Origin of the sequence: Acinetobacter sp. ANC 4218 (assembly GCF_002135245.1) — a bacterium.
In the GTDB taxonomy this organism is placed as follows: domain Bacteria; phylum Pseudomonadota; class Gammaproteobacteria; order Pseudomonadales; family Moraxellaceae; genus Acinetobacter.
The window spans coordinates 13283-27799 of record NZ_NEGD01000013.1; the positions used below are offsets into that span (position 1 = coordinate 13283).

Annotated in this window: 17 protein-coding genes; 7 read left to right on the forward strand and 10 right to left on the reverse strand. The window is 39.3% G+C overall.

All coding sequences use genetic code 11. From position 1 onward, the window contains the following. Positions 1-6: 6 nt before the first annotated feature. The 5 genes from B9T38_RS12890 to ispH form a co-directional block, all read right to left on the reverse strand. Positions 7-777 carry a pilus assembly PilX family protein gene (locus tag B9T38_RS12890; protein ID WP_086197181.1) on the reverse strand — a complete coding sequence of 257 codons (771 nt, stop codon included), beginning with the start codon at positions 775-777 and terminating at the stop codon, positions 7-9. Further along, the gene (locus B9T38_RS12895; RefSeq protein WP_086197182.1) at positions 778-1749 is read right to left on the reverse strand and encodes a PilW family protein; all 972 of its coding nucleotides are present in this window, start codon (positions 1747-1749) and stop codon (positions 778-780) included. It abuts the gene before it with no gap. After that, on the reverse strand, positions 1749-2297 hold the full coding sequence (gene pilV, locus B9T38_RS12900; protein WP_086197183.1) for a type IV pilus modification protein PilV: 549 nt from the start codon (positions 2295-2297) through the stop codon (positions 1749-1751). The genes B9T38_RS12895 and pilV overlap by 1 nt, the downstream gene beginning before the upstream one ends. Beyond that, complete coding sequence (locus B9T38_RS12905) at positions 2297-2782, reverse strand: GspH/FimT family pseudopilin (protein WP_086197184.1); 486 nt, start codon at positions 2780-2782, stop codon at positions 2297-2299. Before B9T38_RS12905 ends, pilV begins: the two co-directional genes overlap by 1 nt. A gap of 164 nt (positions 2783-2946) precedes the next feature. After that, entirely contained in the window at positions 2947-3897 is a 951-nt protein-coding gene (gene ispH / locus B9T38_RS12910) for a 4-hydroxy-3-methylbut-2-enyl diphosphate reductase (RefSeq protein WP_086197185.1), read from the reverse strand. Positions 3898-4031: 134 nt separating this feature from the next. Between ispH and gmk the strand changes: the two genes are divergently transcribed. The 6 genes from gmk (at position 4032) to bfr (ending at position 8864) form a co-directional block, all read left to right on the forward strand. Beyond that, positions 4032-4655 (forward strand): guanylate kinase, encoded by a 624-nt coding sequence (gmk, locus tag B9T38_RS12915; RefSeq protein ID WP_086197186.1) that lies wholly within the window; start codon positions 4032-4034, stop codon positions 4653-4655. 76 nt (positions 4656-4731) lie between these two features. After that, on the forward strand, positions 4732-5013 hold the full coding sequence (gene rpoZ, locus B9T38_RS12920; RefSeq protein WP_004896248.1) for a DNA-directed RNA polymerase subunit omega: 282 nt from the start codon (positions 4732-4734) through the stop codon (positions 5011-5013). Between the two features lie 218 nt (positions 5014-5231). Continuing rightward, on the forward strand, positions 5232-7337 hold the full coding sequence (locus B9T38_RS12925; RefSeq protein WP_086197187.1) for a RelA/SpoT family protein: 2106 nt from the start codon (positions 5232-5234) through the stop codon (positions 7335-7337). Between the two features lie 69 nt (positions 7338-7406). Next, positions 7407-7790 (forward strand): deaminase RidA, encoded by a 384-nt coding sequence (gene ridA / locus B9T38_RS12930; protein WP_086197188.1) that lies wholly within the window; start codon positions 7407-7409, stop codon positions 7788-7790. A 165-nt stretch (positions 7791-7955) separates the two neighbouring features. Then, the gene (locus tag B9T38_RS12935; protein WP_086197189.1) at positions 7956-8150 is read left to right on the forward strand and encodes a bacterioferritin-associated ferredoxin; all 195 of its coding nucleotides are present in this window, start codon (positions 7956-7958) and stop codon (positions 8148-8150) included. Between the two features lie 249 nt (positions 8151-8399). Continuing rightward, on the forward strand, positions 8400-8864 hold the full coding sequence (gene bfr / locus B9T38_RS12940) for a heteropolymeric bacterioferritin subunit Bfr (RefSeq protein WP_086197190.1): 465 nt from the start codon (positions 8400-8402) through the stop codon (positions 8862-8864). Positions 8865-8927: 63 nt separating this feature from the next. Here bfr and B9T38_RS12945 read toward each other — a convergent pair whose 3' ends face one another. From B9T38_RS12945 to B9T38_RS17030, 3 genes are all read right to left on the reverse strand, one after another. After that, the gene (locus tag B9T38_RS12945; RefSeq protein ID WP_086197191.1) at positions 8928-10562 is read right to left on the reverse strand and encodes a PglL family O-oligosaccharyltransferase; all 1635 of its coding nucleotides are present in this window, start codon (positions 10560-10562) and stop codon (positions 8928-8930) included. A gap of 109 nt (positions 10563-10671) precedes the next feature. Then, positions 10672-11406 carry a TfpX/TfpZ family type IV pilin accessory protein gene (tfpZ, locus tag B9T38_RS12950; RefSeq protein ID WP_086197192.1) on the reverse strand — a complete coding sequence of 245 codons (735 nt, stop codon included), beginning with the start codon at positions 11404-11406 and terminating at the stop codon, positions 10672-10674. 227 nt (positions 11407-11633) lie between these two features. Further along, on the reverse strand, positions 11634-11813 hold the full coding sequence (locus B9T38_RS17030) for a hypothetical protein (protein ID WP_086197193.1): 180 nt from the start codon (positions 11811-11813) through the stop codon (positions 11634-11636). Between the two features lie 378 nt (positions 11814-12191). On the opposite strand from B9T38_RS17030, the gene B9T38_RS17095 reads away from it, so the two are divergent. After that, the gene (locus B9T38_RS17095) at positions 12192-12560 is read left to right on the forward strand and encodes a prepilin-type N-terminal cleavage/methylation domain-containing protein (protein ID WP_086197194.1); all 369 of its coding nucleotides are present in this window, start codon (positions 12192-12194) and stop codon (positions 12558-12560) included. Positions 12561-12899: 339 nt separating this feature from the next. Here B9T38_RS17095 and B9T38_RS12970 read toward each other — a convergent pair whose 3' ends face one another. Together B9T38_RS12970 and B9T38_RS12975 are read right to left on the reverse strand one after the other, a co-directional pair. Further along, complete coding sequence (locus tag B9T38_RS12970; protein ID WP_086197195.1) at positions 12900-13457, reverse strand: TPM domain-containing protein; 558 nt, start codon at positions 13455-13457, stop codon at positions 12900-12902. Then, positions 13451-14515 carry a TPM domain-containing protein gene (locus tag B9T38_RS12975; protein WP_086197196.1) on the reverse strand — a complete coding sequence of 355 codons (1065 nt, stop codon included), beginning with the start codon at positions 14513-14515 and terminating at the stop codon, positions 13451-13453. The genes B9T38_RS12970 and B9T38_RS12975 overlap by 7 nt, the downstream gene beginning before the upstream one ends. Positions 14516-14517 lie beyond the last annotated feature (2 nt).

Sequence of the window (14517 nt, forward strand, 5' to 3'; positions counted from 1 at the left end):
AATTCCTTAACTTTTTGATGCATAGCTAATGACGGCATAATCCATAACCTGCTGGCTATAAGGCACTCCAAGGTCACTAAAACATTCTGCAACAGTTTTTTGATTTGGATATTTAGTTGATTTGTCATTGATATGAAGTTTAAAACAATCATTAATTTGAGTTTCAAAACTCGACCACCCCGAACCTGTGCTGCTTGCAGCTCCTGGTATAATTGTTGTCACAATAATTTGAATAGGCTGGACTTGATCTAATTGTACTGTGGATGTATCCGTACCCAACGGATAAAATTTAAATGGCACATCAGTTTGTAAACTGCTTTTTTTCACAGCAACCTGAGAAATCATGAAATCCCGTCCGCTACTGTAATCACTTGATGCATATTTACAAAACCCCGTTACCCCAAGCTCAGAATTATTCACTTCTGTTTCATTTGAAGGGTAAATTATACTGGCGTTTTGCAGGCTAAATACTTTTTCTTGGGTTTTCGGTCTATAACAGAACACCAATTCCTTTTCTAAAAAAGCATCAGATTTCACCATTCCAAACAAACCCAATGAACTCAAGTTTTTCTGAAAAGTAGCTGAATCTTGATTATCCCGCTCAAGAGAGAAAAATACAGCATCTGCCGTTTGCCTCATCAGGCTTTGAATTTGGCTGTTTGTTGCAATATTTAAACCTACTAGACTTTGCTTGACAGCTAATGTACCTATCAGGATCATAAATATCAGCACAAACAAAACAACAATTAATGTTGCCCCTTTTTGATAAAGCTTCATTTATAGATCCTCCATGAGACCATAACCGTTTCTTAAAGCTATTGTTTGGCTTACTACTTCACGAGCATACTTTTCCTTGGCGCTTGAATCAGTTAAAGTCACGTCATTATTCAAGACTTTAAATGCTGTTGGCAAAGTATCATTACCTGCTATCGAATCATATCCGCGGACCAAAGCACCCAGCTGGACAGACATAATTCGAGGACGCGGAGAGCCATTTTTTGTTAATTGATTGTTGACCCCCATGTACTGATCGATCGTCATATAACTGAATTCATCTGTATTATTCTGCTTGACACCCAATAACACATGAAAATAATCGACTCGGCGCATAATGATTTGGCTTCGTTGCCCTAAACCTGAAATTCCAGTTGGTAATTCTGCTGTTTCTACCATCGTTTTATAACGCCCAGCATCACATACCAAAGCTAAATCTGAAGTTTTGCCATCTGGGCGCAAATAATAACGTTGTACAACAAATGTACCTTGATTTATCTCTTCTTGTGTAAAAGCATTGCCTTCACAGTCAAATCCATTAGGATCAAATGCTTTATATTGAATCACTAGCTGATCACTAGCTTGATCTACATTGCTTGGCCCCACTTTTGCTAATGTAAGGTTTGCAATATTTACAGTGCTATCAGTCAAATTTAAGGGAAGATTTGCTGAGTGAACTTGCGCTTCTTCAGGGGTTAATGATGCATAGCTTTTAAGGCTGGTCAAAACAATTCCACTATATTTATTGCGGTCATTAATAACGGACAAATCTGCATCTAAATTTGCCAGCTTAATATCTTTAATTATAAAATTAAGCCCAAAATTGCCATTATCCTGCAATTCACCCAAATTTTTTTGTAAACTGTAATTAATGCTACCCGTTAAAAATAACTGTAGGGCAGCCCCAATTACTATTAGGCCAATGACTAAAGCAATCATTAATTCAACTAATGTAATACCTTTTGAATACTTCATTAATATGCCTCCAGCACAATGCACTTTGAACTCGCCAAAAAACTGCCATTGTTCGTGCAGCTTGTATCTGAAGATCCATCTATAGGTAAAGTTTCATCCCAAGCAACAAATACACAATATCGATTGCTAGCACTACCTGGACAATCATTCAATGCTACTTTCATTCCCATTGTATATGCTTTAAATAGAATCTGGTTTACATCTTCCTTAGCAAAATTTTCACTATTACATTTTGCTGTATTTGCACAAGAAGCAGAATAGCTTGTGATGTAATATTTACCAGCAAGTGCATTTGCATAAGCATCCACCAACTTGGCATCACTTCCCTTTCCAACAATGATAGATTTAGAAAGACCTTGTTTATTGGCCCTCATTCTTTCTGATAAATCTCGCGCCAAATTCATTGCCTGAATACGCTTTGACGCATCCATAGAAGCATCCATTGCCCGTATTTGCAGCATTGCAAAACCTAATACACCAATCGATAAAAGGAGCAATGCAACAATTACTTCAACCAAACCAATACCTTTTTGACTTAATATATTCATTATGTACATTTCCCCTCAAAAGCTGATTTGGCATTTGATGAAACACGACCAAAACTCGTTAAATAAATAAATCGATCTACTTGATTTCTTGTCAACTTGATTTCTAAATTTGTTGGCAAAGTAGCAACATTCCCTTGAGGTAAAAAAACAATGGTAGATAATGGGGTGATTACTGATGTCTCCCAACTACCACTATTGCAAGTTCCTTCATTAAAGCTTAAATCAACATCTTCAGGAATACTCCAATAACGGTCAGTAGGAGTATCTGTTCCTGATGTGCCTAAATGAATAGTAATTTGTTTGCGGCTCAAAACGGCATCAGATCTTGACTGTGTAAGAGCTTTCTCAAAGTCAGTGGTGGTTCTTTCTATTTGTCTTTTATCGATCGCTTTACTCATATTTGGCGCTGCAATCATAGACACGATTGCTATTACAGCTATTGTCACCATCAGCTCAATTAAAGTAAATCCACCACTTTTATGCATAACCTTCCTCTAGGCAACAAAACTTTACCCTATTTAAAATAATATCGAACTTAATTACAAATTAAACACACAAAAGGATAAAAGGCATAAAAAAACAGATAATTGCCAAAATACAATTATCTGTCAATTTTTTAAAATTTTCAGAATGTTAAATCATTCACGCTTTAAGCTTGAGTTACAGGAATACGTAACTCTTTCGGCAAACTAAACGTAATATTTTCTTCACGACCAGCCAGTTCTTGCGGCGCTTTGGCGCCCCAGTCCTGTAAACGCTGAATCACTTGTTTGATTAAAATCTCGGGTGCCGATGCACCAGCAGTTACCCCAATTTTGGTATTTTCATCAAACCAGGCCTGATCAAGCTGATCGGCATTATCCACCAAATAGGCATGTTTCCCCATACGTTCCGCCAGCTCGCGCAAACGGTTTGAATTTGATGAATTAGGAGATCCGACGACTAAAACCACATCACATTGAGTTGCCAAGTCACGTACCGCATCTTGGCGGTTTTGCGTGGCATAGCAGATATCATCCTTACGTGGCCCCTGAATATGAGGGAATTTTGTACGTAAAGCATCAATCACTTTGGCGGTATCGTCAATTGACAATGTGGTCTGAGTGACAAAAGCCACTTTTTCAGGATGCTGTATTTTTAAAGCCGCTACATCCTGCTCATCTTCAACCAAATAGATTTCACCACCATTTTTTTTGTCATATTGCCCCATGGTGCCTTCCACTTCCGGGTGACCTTCATGACCAATTAAAATGGCTTCCGTTCCTTCACGCGCATATTTGGTCACTTCTATATGCACCTTGGTGACCAGCGGACAGGTGGCATCAAAGACTTTTAAACCACGACGCTCCGCCTCAATTTGTACCGCTTTCGACACACCATGTGCACTAAAGATCACGATATTGTCATCGGGAACTTCATCCAGTTCATCAACAAAAATTGCACCGCGCTGACGTAAATCATCAACCACAAACTTGTTATGCACCACTTCATGACGCACATAAATAGGCGGATTAAAGCATTCCAGTGCCCGGTTGACGATCGCAATTGCTCGGTCGACACCTGCACAAAAACCACGTGGATTGGCCAATACAATTTCCATAAGATCCTCAATGTTCACCCGAAGTTGAGCGGAATAATTTGAAATAAATGCAAACAAACTACGATCAGCTATTTAGTTTGACCTTAGTCTGCTCTAAAATAGAGAAGATATTTTATCATATCAGGAAAAATATCATGTCGGGTCTCTTGTTTGTCGTTTCTGCTGCATCTGGAACAGGCAAAACATCCCTCGTTAAAGCCCTTCTCGACCGTGTGACCAATCTGCACGTTTCTGTCTCTCACACCACGCGTGGCCAACGTCCCGGTGAGCTTGACGGTATCCATTATCATTTTTCAACAAAAGAAGATTTTATTGCCTTGGTTGAGCAAGGCGGTTTTATTGAATATGCAGAAGTGTTTGGCAACTATTACGGTACGGCTCAAGCGACTGTAAAACAGCAGCTTGCCAAAGGACATGATGTTTTACTTGAAATTGACTGGCAAGGTGCAGATCAAGTCCGCAAACTTTTTCCTGAATCCAAACAAATTTTTATTTTACCGCCTAGCCAGTTTGATTTGCGCCAGCGTCTATCTAACCGTGGCACTGACTCCGTTGAAGTGATCGAGCGCCGCTTGGGCTGTGCAGTTGAAGATATGCAGCAGTATACAAACTTTGATTATGTCATTATTAATGATGACTTTAATAAGGCACTGCATGATCTTGAATGTGTGATTATTGCCAATCGTTTAGTGATTTCACAGCAGGCAACCCGTCATCAGGAATTGATTGAAAAATTAATTACTCCTGTTGAACCGTGATTAAAACTTGAGTCTGCAGGCAAAGCATTTTATACTGTCGAGTCTGTTCAAATTTAATATTCAAACGAGAATTCTTATGGCACGCGTAACCGTTGAAGATTGTTTAGACCATGTAGACAACCGCTTTGAGCTTGTACTAGTGGCAAGCAAACGCGCGCGTCAATTGGCACGTCAAGGCATTGAACCAACTGTAGAGTGGGATAACGACAAACCAACTGTGGTTGCTTTACGTGAAATTGCAGTAGGTCATGTTTCTAAAGATATCCTGAAACAACGTGATCAAGACTATCAAACCTCTAGCCTTGACCTTGCACTGTCTGCAAACAATTTGAATTTAGATGGCTTTTCTTTCCAATAAGAAAAAATATCGTAAAAAAGCCTAGTTTTAACTAGGCTTTTTTTATTGCACAACTTTAATATTGGCTGAATAACCGTTATAACATAAGATTAAAGATAGGTGATTTAGGATTTATCTTTTTGCTTTTTTAGACGAAAAAATTGACAAGTCATGCAATATGCTTTTCATTAGAGCTCTAGCGATTTAAATTGTAAAAACTGAAGTAGTAAAGGTGTTATATGCCAGGCCCACAGGTCAGCCAAGCCAAACAACAGCTCAAAATTATTATCGATGCGTACTTAAGTGCAAGTGATGTCGAGCGCGTGCTTGTGGCCTGCGATTATGCTGATATTGCCCATGACGGCATCACCCGTAAAAGTGGCGAACCTTATATCCTGCATCCGATTGCCGTGAGTAGCATTCTTTCGCATATGCGTCTGGATGCCGAAACCCTGATGGCCGCCCTGCTGCATGATGTCATTGAAGATACCGACTTTAACAAGGAAGACATCGCTGAAAAATTTGGGCGTACGGTTGCAGAACTGGTCGATGGTGTCACCAAACTCAGCCATTCCAGTGATAAAGAATACAATAAAGCCGCATCCTTCCGTAAAATTCTGCAAGCTACCTTACAAGATCCACGTGTCATTATTATTAAACTGGCCGACCGTTATCACAACATGACCACTTTAGGTTCGTTGCGCCCCGATAAACGGGCACGTATTGCTCAGGAAACCTTTGATATTTTTGTACCTATGGCACGTATTGTCGGCATGAACGAGATGGCGGACAACCTGGAACATCTATGCTATCAAAATCTTGACCTGGATATGTTTAACAATGTTCAAGATGCCTTATTACAAACCAAGCCTAAACGTTGTGAATATCAGAGCATCTGGGAAAAGAACCTGACTGAACTGCTACAACAGCACCAGATTACTGGCCGCATTAAAAAGAAAAATAACAATATTGAATTGCTGCGTCACTTTGTGAAAAACGATATTGATCTGCAGGAGCTCACCCACAGCCATGCTTTTGAAATTATTCTGCAAAGCATTGCCGACTGTGACCGCTTGGCAGAAATCCTGCGCGAAAACTTCCAGATTCTGCATTATGAAGATCATATCCGCCGTCCATTGCCGGGTGGCAACCAGTCTTTAATGATGCGTTTAAAAGGCGAGAAAACCACGCTCTCCCTAACTATTCAGACCGAGCTAATGCGTAAAGCCGCCCGTTTCGGCGTCGTATTGGGTGAAAATGCACCGCAAGCCTGCCGTTCAGCCATTCAAGCTTCCATGCAGAACCTGAATGTATTGGTGGATGGCGAATGTGCCAAAACTACTTTTAGCGATCTGTTGGATTATTTACATCAGGAAAAAATCTGGGTGTATACCCCACATGGCCATTTGCACGAACTTCCCCAAGGGGCCACAGCAGTCGATTTTGCCTACTCAGCCAGCCTGTTTTTAGGTAACCATGCTGTCGGGGCAAAAATTAATGGGGAAACCCGGCCTCTTTCCACACCACTGGTGAGTGGGCAAGTCATCGAGATTATTACTGATGTCCTGGCGACACCAAATCCAGACTGGCTCAGCTTCATTAACACCCAAAAAGCGCGTCGTGCCATCCAAAATATTTTGCGTGATCAGGATATTGAAGAACAACAACTGGTGGGGCAGCAAGCGCTGAACCGTGCGCTGAAGCTGTTTAATCGCTCCATCAAAGATTTAACCGAAGCAGATTGGATCGATATATTGCAATGGCGACATATCGAATCTAAGGAACACTTATTTGAACAGATTGCCGTGGGTGACCTGTTACCTCAATTAGTGGCTAACCACCTGTTTGCACAAGGACAAAGTCTGGATAACCAGTCTTCTACCCGTCTTATTCAAGGCACTGAAGGTGTAGATGTCAAATATGCCCATTGTTGCAACCCTGTACTTGGTGACCCCATTCAGGGACATCTCTCACGTCGCGGTTTAATTGTGCATCGCGCACGTTGTCATAATCTGTTGCATGAACAGCATCTGCATCCAGAAAACATTATGCCCTTGCACTGGACATCTGAAGATGTCGATGACATCAGTTTCACTGCTTATTTAAGTATTGACATGCTGATGAATGATGAACAGATTTCTGACCTGATTTATCAATGTCGGAAAGAAAAAACCGGTGTAGAAATGGTTCATGGCCATGAAGATAAAACCTACGTGCATATTGTGGTGCATAACCGTAAGCAAATTGCGCAGATTATTCGTGATTTACGTATGCACTTCGGTTTTCCACGCATTAGCCGCTTAGCCCAGCCTATTAATATTGCCGAAGCATCTAAAGCCAGTTAATTCAAACATAAGCAACTCTTATTGAACAATTTACGCTATGATGCATAGAGATGATACAAGGAGAAATCGATGTCCCGCCAAGTAATCCATACTGAAAATGCACCTGCAGCCATTGGTACATATTCTCAAGCAATTTTAATTGAAAATACCCTATACCTTTCAGGTCAAATTGGTTTAGATCCTTATAGTATGGAACTGGTTGAAGGCATTGAAGCGCAAATTCGCCGTGTATTTGATAACTTAAAAGCAGTCTGTGAAGCAGCCGGTGGCTCATTGGCAGATATCGCCAAACTCAATATTTTCCTGACTGATCTTTCCCATTTCCAACTGGTTAACCAGATTATGGGTGAATATTTTGCCCAACCTTACCCTGCCCGTGCAGCATTAGGTGTAGCCAGCTTGCCTAAAGGGGCTTTGGTGGAAATGGATGGTATTGTGATTATTAATAAATAATTTTCAATCAGTTATAAAATTGTACAAAACACCACCGATCAAGTGGTGTTTTTTATTTAAAAACTCAATCACAATAGATAATATTTCAAATGAATTTCATTGACAAAAGATAATAATTATCAATAATATCACTTATCCCATTTCACTCTTGTGTGGCGAGTTCAAATGTACATATGCTTATGTCGTGGTATTACCGATCAAGATATTAAAAATGCTGTCGCAAATGGCGCAGAAAGCTATCGTGAAATTCGTAACCTGCTTGATTTAGGTACCTGTTGTGGTCGTTGTGCACCTGAAGCACGTTCCATCATTAGTAAAGAACTTTCAGAAATTGCAGCTCGTATCTCCGTAGCGGCTTAAAACCCGATCATCCTAATAACAAACTGAATGATCAAAAGATCATTTTCTCCCCTCCCGCTTATGCCTCTCGGCGGTTTTTTTATGCATGCCGTATAATATAGCGCCCATTATCATTCTTGATTGCGATTTTCATTTGCTGTTCAATAAATTACTCGCCATTGTGTAGCTTGTTGTTTAAGATAATTGAAATAATATTTTTTGATTGCCTGACATATAGCTAAGGCAGAAATTGTTAATGGAGAACTTATAATGAAAGGCAATCGTGATGTCATTAATCAGTTAAATCAGGTGCTTTATCACCAGTTGACTGCCATTAACCAGTATTTCCTGCACTCACGTATGTTCAATGATTGGGGAATTGAAAAGCTGGGCTCAGCAGAATACAAAGAATCGATTCAGCAAATGAAAGATGCCGATAAAATTATTGAACGTATTTTATTCCTTGAAGGCCTGCCTAATTTACAAAATTTAGGCAAGTTGTACATCGGCCAGCATACAGTTGAAGTCCTAAATTGCGATGTACGCAAAGTCAATGAAAATATTGAGGCCCTGCAAAAAGCGGTCAGCCTGGCTGAACAGGAAATGGATTATGTAACTCGCGATCTGGTTCAGGAAATCCTGGAAAAAGAAGAAGAATATCTGGATTGGACCACCACCCAGCTTGATCTGGTCGAGAAAGTGGGCATCGAAAACTATATTCAAAACCAGCTTTAAGTTTAAAAACAGCCAGTCAATTGACTGGCTGTTTTATTGATAAGATTCGCTTTTTTTAAAACCTTACTGCTTCACAACAGGCTGGGCCAATGATGCATAATCCAGATCAACTTTACGTAATTTTTTTAACAACCAGAGCTGATGCTTGGCTTCCTGCTCATAACCATTAAAAGCCAGTATTTTTGCATATTTATACAAATCATAGGTAGTCGGATAATTGAGCACCATCTCCCTAATTTCCTCAAGCTGTTGTGCACTCACCTTGCTATAGGGATTCATACGAATCCAGTCTATACGACGGTTAAATTCTTCCAGCAAATAAACCTGATCCTGATTGGTGATTTTTTCCGGTGTTTTTTCATAGCGTAGTGTTTGATTGAGCTTAGGAACCATCACTGCATAATCTCGCACAATCAAAATCAACAGCAAGAAAAATAATCCGTAAGCAACGCGCATATAATTGGGTGAAAGGGTCAGGATTTTGGTATCAGCCTGTTGCGACTGAATCAGACCAATAATGAAACCCACCGGAAGCAGGAAATACGCATAGTACTGTGGAAATTCCAGCATGGAGTGAATCAATACTGCACCTACCATTAAAATCCCGATCACGGATTCAACTGAATTGACCTGCTTATTTAGCTTATAACCCCAATAACCAAAGTAGGCCAGAAAAGGAAGTCCGATAATGAGACCGTTCCACAAGATAAAATCGAGAATAAAGTTATGTGCGCTACGAATCCATACTGGCCCCTGAAAATGATCACTAACCAAAGTATACGCAACACTGGTTTGGTTCCAGCCATAGCCAAACCATGGACGGTCAGCAATGGCATGCAGCATTTGCTGCCAAATGACTAAACGCGACATATCTCCTGTTGCACGTCTGGCGACATCAACAGCTTTAACCTGTATATCCAATAATTGCGTTAAATAGCTCCCAATGACGGGCAATACTAGGACGAATGCTATGAATACAGCCAACCATGCCGCCAGGTAATGCCTTTTAATATGGATATAGCCTTTAAATTGCTGATAGGCTAGATAAACCAGAATAAAGACACAAGCCACCCAAGAGGTTCGGGATTGGCTTAATGCCACACTCATCAACATAATGAATGCTGTAGGAACTAACCATTTGGTCTGAACTTTTTTGGTTTCATATAAATATAAACAGGCCAAAAGAGACATGAGTAAAAAAGTAGCCATATTATTTGGCTGGGCAAAATTGGCATAAGGACGCACAGCACGTTGCATATCCACCATTCCGGGAATATAAGCATCCAGGGTGAGCCACTGACAAATGGCTATCACACCCGTCGCTGTTCCAGCCATGAGAAACACATAGCTGAGTCCGTTAAAAATGCTAGTCCGGTCTGCTTTCTCGCTCGATAGGTTATAGCCAACCACCATGCTCAGCCAGAATCCAAGTACAAACAATGTACAAATAAGGGCTTTATCAAAGAAAAAGAGCTCACCTGCTCCATACTGAACCAAAGGGATAACCGCGAAAAATAATAACGGCAGGCTGATCACTGGCAATTTAATTTTGTCTTTTAAATAAATGGCAGCAAGCGCAAAGAGAGATAAAAAAGCAAAAAGTTCACCCGTATAGGTAACCCAAGGGCGGTAATGGATAGGCAAGAGCCAGGCGAGGGAGATAAAGATGCTAGCTAAAAGCAATAAGAAAAATTTCATGATTAAATCAGTGAAAATAGAATAGGTACATGATAATAAAAAAGCAGATGAATTGATAATCTGCTTTTTATTCGGGTTTAAATAGGTATTTTTGTCATAAATATAAATTTTAATGCCACGGTCTTAAATCTACAATTTTAACCACTTCTGCTTTTTCTTTGTTAATTAGAACGACCATATCCTGAACAGGAGCAGATAACGCTATCCACGCATCCGCTTGAGGATATTTTTCAATCAATTTATCCACAGTATCTTTATTATTATATTGCTCTAATAAAGCCAAAGGCAAAGCACTTAACTGCATTCTCCTCTTTACATCGGCAATATTGATATAATAGGCGGGATAACGAATAATCGAATTCGATTGCGGTTTTGTTGCACTATTTAAAAGTGTTTTTTGTGCAGGAACTGAAGAAAATTGGGTCGCAACAAAAGTAGGCTTAAACCAAGAAGATTGTTGGAACTCTGCTTTAGCTTGATCAATATTTTTAGCTTCAATATCGCTATTTTTAACCACTGTAAAATTTAGAGAATCAAATACAATCCATGCAGGACGACCTTGTGCAAGTGTATAAAAACCATATGAAAATGCGCATATCTGTAAAATAATAATTGTTGCAAGATCAAATTTTAATGTGTTTTTACCTTCTTTATAGACCAATAAGCCAAATAGTGGTCCAATGATTACATCAATCACCAATAACATTAAAAATAGTGGTATAACCCCAACCGCTTTTGCCAGTGGGGTATCGTACCAAAAGGCAAAAATGATAATACTTGCACATAAGGCAATAGCCAGTGAAACAGATAAATGACCAAAGAAAAATTTTGTGCGTTTAGACATTCCATCTAATCCTAAATAGTATAAAACTGATTTCAAAGAACATATTAGAAATTAAATTTAAAATGATTTATGAAAGAGGTTTAATATTAATAAATCTCACACAGTACCTTTTCATTAATATCACAAAAATTCTAGCATCTGTACCTTTAACTGTAATTGAACTTGCAGATATATAGTAACCTTTATCCATAGGATCAGCACATGACACATCGCTACAGTGAATTAAATTAGTTGTAGCTAGAATATTTGATATCAGGGTTTTGAGCCATTTTATTAGAAACTACACTAAAGTAAGAAAAAAACTTGATTTCTGATAAATATAAAGCATCATTCGCTTTTTTCGTATAATTTTGATAAGTAGCAATTACAATCGCAGCAATAATACCAATAATTGCAACTACGATCATTAATTATTTAAATTCCGATTATGAGCAATTACAGGAAGATCATGAAAAACTGCTAGAAAAGGTGAATTCGCTATTGTTAGAAAATTTTGTTTATTACACTATATCAATAATTGTATGCTTTTTTAGCTGCTGAGCATTTAGCTTTTTCAAGTACCTAAAGCGTGCATTTTGACATCTCACAAAATCAACAAAACTGACATTTTTTGTCACTTAATTACACAAATTTACTTTATGTATTTTTAGAATTTTTAATCTATTAAACAATGTATTGATTTCATGTAGAATAATTAGATAATATGCTTTGGCACACTTTGTGCAAACTATAAACTAGCTTACAAAGCTTATAATTAAATTAACAAAACATTTGTGGAGAATGTTATGAACGCTCAAAAAGGCTTTACGCTTATCGAGTTAATGATTGTTGTTGCTATTATTGGTATTTTAGCTGCAATTGCGATTCCTGCTTATCAAAACTATACGAAAAAAGCAAATGATGCATCTTGCTTATCTGAGATGAAGTCATATGCATCCTTAGTAGTGGCTGAAAAAATTTCACAAAATCCTGATTTAGCTAATATTCCAGCTGCTGATAGCCTTGTACATTGTACAGGTGTAACAAAACCAGCAGATGCTGATGCTCTAGCAGCCGTGACAACACTTACAACAGCGAATGGTGCTGTAAATGGTACAGGTAAGGAAATTACTTGTGATGTTGATGGTACAGCATCTTGTAAAATTAACCCATAATTAGTTTAGTTGAAGAAGTGTTTTAAATAACACCCAATCTTAATTTTATTAGTAAAAAACGCATCTCTATAGATGCGTTTTTTGTTTAAGCTCAAAATTTTCTAACAATAGCGAATTCACCTTTTCCAGTAGTTTTTCATAATCTTCTTTTAACTGTTCATAATCAGTTTTAACTGCATTAGTCTTATTTTTAGCTTTTTTAACCTGTTGTGTCGGCGAAAGAACATTTTATCCTGCTTCAAGCACCACCATGTCATTATTAATGACAGCACCTTTTTTCTAATTTTGTATGCTTATATGATCGTGTATATAAATCATAATTGCACTTATTATCACCTATTATAAAATCACAGGATCATTTCCTAATTCATTATTGTGTTCTTGAATAGAGTGCGTATAAAACCGGTTGAGGACTTCCCCAATGTTCATTACACCTGTTACTACAGCCAACCTAAACTGCTTCTGAGCCAACTGAGCAATGATATTTTGACAAATTTCATCCCAAACCGCTTGTTCGGTTGCTTGCTGAATCCCTCGATCAATCACAATTTCAACTTTACGTTCACATAAATTGATATATAAAAGTACACCACTATTATATTCGGTATCCCATACTCCAAGTTCTGCAAACAGCTGGTGGGCACGCATGCGGGTGTTTTGAAAATAGGCATGATTTACAGGAAGATGACCTTCAATCACCACCTGAATTTCCCCAATATGACCACACTCAGCCTCGCTAACTGCCTGAGCGATGGCTGCCTGATCCTGTTTGGAGAAATATCGTTTGGTTGCAGGCATATATAAAAAATGCTTTAACCAACGCTTTAAACTTGGCTGATTCACTGCTTCCATTTTAGCTTGTGTGACAATCTCTGTCGTATCTGTTGTTGTTACCATGATCCTGATGCTCCCCCTCCACCAAAGCCGCCACCGCCGCCACCACTAAATCCACCGCCACCAAAGCCACCTCGACCTCCACCCCCTCCACGACCGGCAGATGAAAGTACCAGCTGAAAAATGGTTTGCGCAATTGCAGTAATGAGTAAAAAGAAAATCCCGCCGCCAATCAATAAACTGGTGAGTAATCCCGCACCATTCACCAAACCCGCAACAGTGCCTGCGACTGCCGCTGTAGAAGCACTTAAAGGTTTGCCTACAATAAATGAACCAATAATCCCGGCGATTAAAATCAACAAGGCTGTACTAAAAGTTTTTTCTTTGGCCTGCTGTTCATGCAAGGCTTTTTCCTGACGTTCTTTCAGCTCCTGCGCTGCATTGGCTGCAACTTCAGGATCCATATTTAAAATCCGCTCAATTTCAGCCAGACCAGCATCAATGCCTTGGGCATATTGGGCCTGTTTAAAATAAGGTGTGATTTGATTACGAATGATTCGGCTTACGACAATATCAGGCAGTACACCTTCCAGGCCATATCCGGTTAAAATCTGGATACGTCGGTCATTCACCGCAATCGCCATGAGCAGACCATTATCCTGTTTCGCAGATCCAAGTTGCCATTTCTCAGCCACCCGCATGGCAAAATCAAAAATATCTTCTTGCCCAGTGGTGGGTACAATCACTACACCAATTTGCGCCTTGCCCTGTTGATGTAGCTTGAGAATCCGTTGACTGATCTCCTGCTTTTCAGTGGCACTCAACAGATTGGCTTGGTCTACAACCGGCTCATTTAAAGTCGGCAGTTCGCGGATAGACTCACCTTCAGCCATATCATTAGTAATTTTCGGCTGCTGAACGAGTGTCTGTAATGAAGGTTCTTGCTGCACTTCATGGGCTTGTTGTTGCTCCTGAATGACCTTTCCTGCAATCACGGCATCTTCATTATCCGTCGCTGTTGCCACTTCACTTAAAGCGAATGGACTGGACAATATTGCACAACACAAAACTAGCAGTTGCACAATGAGAGCGAGAGTACTTTTATTTTCTGGAGCAAACATCA

What these genes read in the sequence shown, in the direction of transcription:
- B9T38_RS12890 (WP_086197181.1), bottom strand. Translation starts at nt 777, where the DNA reads ATGAAGCTTTATCAAAAAGGGGCAACATTAATTGTTGTTTTGTTTGTG.
- B9T38_RS12895 (WP_086197182.1), bottom strand. Translation starts at nt 1,749, where the DNA reads ATGAAGTATTCAAAAGGTATTACATTAGTTGAATTAATGATTGCTTTA.
- pilV (WP_086197183.1), bottom strand. Translation starts at nt 2,297, where the DNA reads ATGAATATATTAAGTCAAAAAGGTATTGGTTTGGTTGAAGTAATTGTT.
- B9T38_RS12905 (WP_086197184.1), bottom strand. Translation starts at nt 2,782, where the DNA reads ATGCATAAAAGTGGTGGATTTACTTTAATTGAGCTGATGGTGACAATA.
- ispH (WP_086197185.1), bottom strand. Translation starts at nt 3,897, where the DNA reads ATGGAAATTGTATTGGCCAATCCACGTGGTTTTTGTGCAGGTGTCGAC.
- gmk (WP_086197186.1), top strand. Translation starts at nt 4,032, where the DNA reads ATGTCGGGTCTCTTGTTTGTCGTTTCTGCTGCATCTGGAACAGGCAAA.
- rpoZ (WP_004896248.1), top strand. Translation starts at nt 4,732, where the DNA reads ATGGCACGCGTAACCGTTGAAGATTGTTTAGACCATGTAGACAACCGC.
- B9T38_RS12925 (WP_086197187.1), top strand. Translation starts at nt 5,232, where the DNA reads ATGCCAGGCCCACAGGTCAGCCAAGCCAAACAACAGCTCAAAATTATT.
- ridA (WP_086197188.1), top strand. Translation starts at nt 7,407, where the DNA reads ATGTCCCGCCAAGTAATCCATACTGAAAATGCACCTGCAGCCATTGGT.
- B9T38_RS12935 (WP_086197189.1), top strand. Translation starts at nt 7,956, where the DNA reads ATGTACATATGCTTATGTCGTGGTATTACCGATCAAGATATTAAAAAT.
- bfr (WP_086197190.1), top strand. Translation starts at nt 8,400, where the DNA reads ATGAAAGGCAATCGTGATGTCATTAATCAGTTAAATCAGGTGCTTTAT.
- B9T38_RS12945 (WP_086197191.1), bottom strand. Translation starts at nt 10,562, where the DNA reads ATGAAATTTTTCTTATTGCTTTTAGCTAGCATCTTTATCTCCCTCGCC.
- tfpZ (WP_086197192.1), bottom strand. Translation starts at nt 11,406, where the DNA reads ATGTCTAAACGCACAAAATTTTTCTTTGGTCATTTATCTGTTTCACTG.
- B9T38_RS17030 (WP_086197193.1), bottom strand. Translation starts at nt 11,813, where the DNA reads ATGATCGTAGTTGCAATTATTGGTATTATTGCTGCGATTGTAATTGCT.
- B9T38_RS17095 (WP_086197194.1), top strand. Translation starts at nt 12,192, where the DNA reads ATGAACGCTCAAAAAGGCTTTACGCTTATCGAGTTAATGATTGTTGTT.
- B9T38_RS12970 (WP_086197195.1), bottom strand. Translation starts at nt 13,457, where the DNA reads ATGGTAACAACAACAGATACGACAGAGATTGTCACACAAGCTAAAATG.
- B9T38_RS12975 (WP_086197196.1), bottom strand. Translation starts at nt 14,515, where the DNA reads ATGTTTGCTCCAGAAAATAAAAGTACTCTCGCTCTCATTGTGCAACTG.